This is a genomic window from Streptomyces tricolor, assembly GCF_002155905.1.
Taxonomy (GTDB): domain Bacteria; phylum Actinomycetota; class Actinomycetes; order Streptomycetales; family Streptomycetaceae; genus Streptomyces; species Streptomyces tricolor.
This window is the reverse complement of the sequence record NZ_MUMF01000497.1, coordinates 227-5222: the sequence shown is the minus strand read 5'-3', so window position 1 is coordinate 5222 and position 4996 is coordinate 227. Positions and strand designations below refer to the sequence as shown.

At 71.2% G+C, this 4996-nt stretch carries 5 protein-coding genes; 3 read left to right on the top strand and 2 right to left on the bottom strand.

Annotated elements, in window-relative coordinates; translation table 11 throughout:
• A partial coding sequence (locus CCN44_RS31275) for a magnesium and cobalt transport protein CorA (protein WP_086701389.1) occupies positions 1–1019 on the bottom strand: 1019 nt, incomplete at its 3' end.
• A 467-nt stretch (positions 1020–1486) separates the two neighbouring features.
• On the opposite strand from CCN44_RS31275, the gene CCN44_RS31270 reads away from it, so the two are divergent.
• Positions 1487–2071, top strand: coding sequence for a suppressor of fused domain protein (locus CCN44_RS31270; RefSeq protein ID WP_059252456.1), 585 nt, complete (start codon positions 1487–1489; stop codon positions 2069–2071).
• A gap of 52 nt (positions 2072–2123) precedes the next feature.
• On the opposite strand, the gene CCN44_RS31265 is transcribed toward CCN44_RS31270, so the two are convergent.
• Positions 2124–3356, bottom strand: coding sequence for an MFS transporter (locus CCN44_RS31265; protein ID WP_059252457.1), 1233 nt, complete (start codon positions 3354–3356; stop codon positions 2124–2126).
• Between the two features lie 204 nt (positions 3357–3560).
• Here CCN44_RS31265 and CCN44_RS31260 point away from each other — a divergent pair, with 204 nt between their 5' ends.
• Positions 3561–4202, top strand: a complete 642-nt coding sequence (locus CCN44_RS31260; protein ID WP_086701385.1) for a DUF6758 family protein — start codon at positions 3561–3563, stop codon at positions 4200–4202.
• 206 nt (positions 4203–4408) lie between these two features.
• The coding region (locus CCN44_RS31255) for a PHP domain-containing protein (protein WP_086701381.1) at positions 4409–4996 on the top strand (588 nt) is incomplete at its 3' end.

Here is a 4996-nt window from a genome sequence, read left to right as displayed (position 1 = left end):
TGGTCGAAGTTCATGCCGTACACCCCGCACACCATCGTCGGCACGGCGATGATCGCGGCCCACGAGGTGATCTTGCGCATGTCCTCGTTCTGCGCGACGGACGCCTGCGCGAGATTGGCCTGGAGGATGGAGTTGAGCAGTTCGTCGAAGCCCAGCACCTGCTCCTGGACCCGGGCCAGGTGGTCGGCGACGTCCCGGAAGTACTTCTGGATGTCCGGATCGATCAGCCGCATCGGCCGCTCGCTCAGCAGCTGCATGGGCCGCAGCAGCGGCGCCACCGCGCGCTTGAACTCCAGCACCTCGCGCTTGAGTTGGTAGATCCGCGCCGAGTCGACACCGCGCGAGACCCCGCCCTTGCGGCCGGGCGAGAAGACCTCGGTCTCCACCTCGTCGATGTCGTCCTGCACCGCGTGGGCGACCGCGATGTAGCCGTCCACCACGTGGTCGGCGATGGCGTGCAGCACCGCCGAGGGGCCCTTGGCGAGCAGCTCCGGGTCGTCCTGGAGGCGGTGCCGCAGCGCGCGCAGCGAGCCCTGGCCGCCGTGCCGGACGGTGATGAAGAAGTCCCGGCCGGTGAAGCACATGACCTCGCCGGTCTCCACGACCTCGCTGGTGGCGGTGAGCCGGTCGTGCTCGACGTAGTGGATGGTCTTGAAGACGGTGAACAGCGACTCGTCGTAGCGCTCCAGCTTGGGCCGCTGGTGGGCCTGCACCGCGTCCTCGACGGCCAGCGGGTGCAGCCCGAACTCGCTCGCGATACCGGCGAATTCGGCCTCGGTCGGCTCGTGCAGCCCGATCCAGACGAAGCCGCCGTCGCGGCGGACCAGCCGCATCGCCTCCTGCGGGCTGAGCGGCCCCGCGCTCTCGACGCGGGCGCCGTCGCGGTAGACGGCGCAGTCCACGACGGCGGAGGACGTGCCGGGAGCGCGCGTGGTGTCGTACGACGGGCTCGTGTCCTTGCGCAGCGAGACACGGGACGACGGACGGACCACGGCGCGCAGGTCGCGGATCATCGACATGGGCAGGCTCCTTCGCAGGCGGGCAGCGACAGCGCGCGCGGCAACGGGTGGAACTACCCGGAATGGGGACGTCCTGACTGTGCGTGTGTGGCACGTCCACAAAGCGGGGAGCACCGCACCGTTGCGGTGGCGACTTCGCTGCTGATGCAGTACTGATTCAGATCAGGCAGATCAGGCAGATCAGGCAAAGCGAAACGAAGTGCTCTTCCGCACGACGATGCGCAAAGGAAGGCGGCGGCCAGCCGTAACTACGTCAGCAGCCGGAAGAGCGAGTGGTACTGCACGGTCGACTTCGATCCATGACAGCCCCACCTCCTCCGGCCGGTCCCTCGTAAGGGAGTCTCATCGGCGTCGGGACTTGACGGCAACGCTCGGCGTGCTGTCCCGAACCACCGGCTCAGAGTACCAGCCGCGCGTACTGTCAAGGCGCCGCTTTGCCCGCTACTGACGAGTTCTATGCTCAGCGCATGGCTGATGTTCTTCCTCTGGTCGAGGCCCGGTTGACCACCGCGCTGGGCGAACCGGACGCCCGGGCCGCGGTCACCTTCCTCGGCACGGACCGTATCGAGGTGCTCCGCTTCCAGGAGGGGGACGTCGTCCGGTACGCCACCCTCGGCATGTCCCGGCACCCCATGACGGATCCCACGGCGATGCTCGCCGACCCGGTCAAGGGCCCCCGCGCCGAACTGGTCCTGTCCGTCCGCGCGGGCGTCGCCGACACCGACAAGGTGCTCCGCCCGCTCGCCGTGCTGGCCGCGTCCCCGCAGGTGGAGGGCCTCGTGGTGACGCCGGGCGCCTCGCTGGACGTGGGCGGTCCGCTGTGGCCCGGCGCCCCCTTCACCTCGGTGCTGGTGGGCGAGCCCGGCGGGCTGGTGGAGGACCTGGAGCTGGACGCCCCGATGGACCCCGTACGGTTCCTGCCGCTGCTGCCGATGACCCCGAACGAGGCCGCCTGGAAGCGGGTGCACGGCGCCCAGGCGCTCCAGGAGCGCTGGCTCGCGAACGGGACGGACCTGAGGGACCCCGCCCGCAGATCCGTCCCGCTGGACTGACGCGCCGCCGTCCGCCGAGTGACCGATCTCACCAACACAAGGCGGAATCCGGTCAGTTGGGCCGGTCGGCGAAGACGCCGACGCCGTCCTCGGCGGCGTGCTTCGGCTCCAGCTCCTCCGCCTCGTGCGTGAGGGCCTTGCGCCGTACGACGACCACGACCGCGCCGAGCACCGCCGTGACGGCCGCGACCACGAACGGGATGTGGACGTCGGTCCACTCCTCGATCTTCGGTGCGAAGTAGGGCGCCGCGGCGGCGGCGAACCAGCGGACGAAGTTGTAGCCCGCGCTCGCCACCGGGCGCGGGGCGTCCGACACGCCGAGGGCCAGCTCGGTGTACACGGTGTTGTTCACGCCGATGAAGGCGCCGGACAGGATCGTGCAGACGATGGCCGCGGTGTGGCCGCCGTAGCCGAGCACGAGCACGTCCGCGGCGAGCAGCACCAGCGAGCCGCCGAGCACCTTCAGCGAACCGAACCGCGCCTGCATGCGCGGGGCCACGATCACCGAGAAGACGGCGAGCAGCACACCCCAGGCGAAGAACACCGCGCCCGACCGGTACGGCGTCATGTCCAGCACGAACGGTGTGAAGGCCAGCACGGTGAAGAACGTGTAGTTGTAGAAGAACGCCGAGACCGCCGCCGAGGCCAGACCGCCGTGGCCGAGTGCCTTGAGCGGGTCCAGGACCGAGGTCTTCCGGGCCGGCCGGGGCTGTTCCTTCAGGAACGCCGTGATGCACAGGAAGCCGATCGCCATCAGCGTGGCCGTGCCGAAGAAGGGGTAGCGCCAGCTGACGTTGCCGAGGACCGCGCCGAGCAGCGGGCCGCAGGCCATGCCGAGGCCGAGCGCGGACTCGTACAGCAGGATCGCCGCCGCGCTGCCCCCGGCCGCGGCCCCCACGATCACCGCGAGCGCGGTGGACACGAACAGGGCGTTGCCGAGGCCCCAGCCGGCCCGGAACCCGACGAGCTGGCCGACCGTGTCCGACGTACCGGCCAGGCCCGCGAAGACGACCACGAAGGCGAGGCCGAGCAGCAGGGTCTTCCGGCCGCCGATGCGGCTGGAGACGAAGCCGGTCAGCAGCATCGCCACGGCGGTGATCAGGAAGTACGAGGTGAAGAGCAGGGACACCTGGCTGGCGGTGGCGTGCAGGCCCTGCGCGATCGACGGCAGGATCGGGTCGACGAGGCCGATGCCCATGAAGGCGACGACGGAGGCGCCGGCCGTGGCCCAGACCGCCTTGGGCTGTCGCAGGAGGCCGCCGGCTCCCGCGTCGAAGGGGTCCATGTGCTTCTCCCTCACTAGGTGGTGGTGGCGAAGATGGTTGGGTTATGCACATAGTAAGTTAGCTCCGCTAATTAATGCAAGATGCATCTATCGCGTCGGCGGGGTGGCCGGCGGGGCGGCCGGTCAGGGCGTATGGTCGGGTCTTCCGTCCGGACGGGTGATCGTCCTTGACGTGGGCGGGCCGGGGTAGGACCGTGGGGCCCTATGAGGGGCGAACCCAGTTGCCCGAGGTGCGGTGGCCGGGTCAGGGCTCCCGGACTCTTCGCCGATGCGTGGCAGTGCGATGTGCACGGCACGGTGTATCCGCTGCAGCCCGTGATTCCGCCCAGCGTCGAGGCGCTCAACGTCGTGGTGCACCGCACGCAGGTGCCGGTGTGGATGCCGTGGCCGCTGCCGGTCGGCTGGCTGTTCACGGGTGTGGCGTACGCCGGCGACGACCGCAGCGGCGGCCGGGCGACCGCGGTGGCCTGCTCGGGCCCCGGACCGCTCGGCGGCCCCGGTGAGCTGATCCTGATCGCCGAGGAACTGGGCGTCGGCCTCGGCGCGCGCTACGCCGGCATCGACGGCCCGGACCCGGGGCCGTACATGAACGTCGAGAAGCCGCCGCAGGCCAAGGTGCTGGCCGCGGGCCGCCCGACCCCGCTCTGGCACGTCTTCCGCACCCCCGACGACCGCGCCGTCTTCGCCGGCGAGGCGCTCGGCATGTGGCTGTGGGCGGTGATGTGGCCCGAGCAGGCCGGACTGCTCATGTACGACGAGCTGGTGCTGACCGATCTGCGGGACGCGGGGGCGGAGATAGACCTGGTGCCCTGCGGAGCGTTGTCGCCGCGCCTGCTCCGGCCGTAGCGTCCACTGGGGTGCCGGTGCCGGTGCCGGTGCCGGGTGCGGGGGCGTGGGCGACCGCGGGTGCGTGGCGGGGCGCTCGCGCCGTTCCCCGCGCTCCTTGCGGGGTCGCAGTAGGGGGCGCCGGCCGGTTGCGGGTGTGACAGGGGGTCCGGAAAACCCCGCTATCCTTAGGTGTCCCCTTCCTACCGTCACCGCCTGGAGCTGCTGTGCGCATCGATCTGCACTGTCACTCCACGGCGTCCGACGGGACGGACACCCCGGCCGAGCTGGTGCGGAAGGCCGCCGCCGCGGGGCTGGACGTCGTCGCGCTGACCGACCACGACACCACGCGGGGCTACGGCGAGGCGATCGCCGCGTTGCCCGAGGGGCTGACGCTGGTCACCGGCGCCGAGCTGTCCTGCCGCCTCGACGGCGTGTCGATGCACATGCTGGCCTACCTCTTCGACCCCGCCGAGCCCGCCCTGCTCGCCGAGCGCGAGCTGGTGCGGGACGACCGGGTGCCGCGGGCCAAGGGCATGATCGCCAAGCTGAACGCGCTGGGCGTGCCGGTCACCTGGGAGCAGGTCGAGCGGATCGCCGCCGGCGGCTCGGTGGGGCGCCCGCACGTCGCCTCGGCGCTGGTCGAGCTGGGTGTCGTCCCGACGGTGAGCGACGCGTTCACCGAGGAGTGGCTGGCCGACGGCGGGCGGGCCTTCGTGGAGAAGCACGAGACCGACCCCTTCGAGGCGATCCGGCTGGTCAAGGCCGCGGGCGGGGTCTGCGTGTTCGCGCACCCGGCCGCCGCCAAGCGCGGC

Bases quoted from the DNA above. Each gene is read 5' to 3' on its own strand.
- CCN44_RS31270 (WP_059252456.1), top strand. From the start codon at position 1,487: ATGGCTGATGTTCTTCCTCTGGTCGAGGCCCGGTTGACCACCGCGCTG.
- CCN44_RS31265 (WP_059252457.1), bottom strand. From the start codon at position 3,356: ATGGACCCCTTCGACGCGGGAGCCGGCGGCCTCCTGCGACAGCCCAAG.
- CCN44_RS31260 (WP_086701385.1), top strand. From the start codon at position 3,561: ATGAGGGGCGAACCCAGTTGCCCGAGGTGCGGTGGCCGGGTCAGGGCT.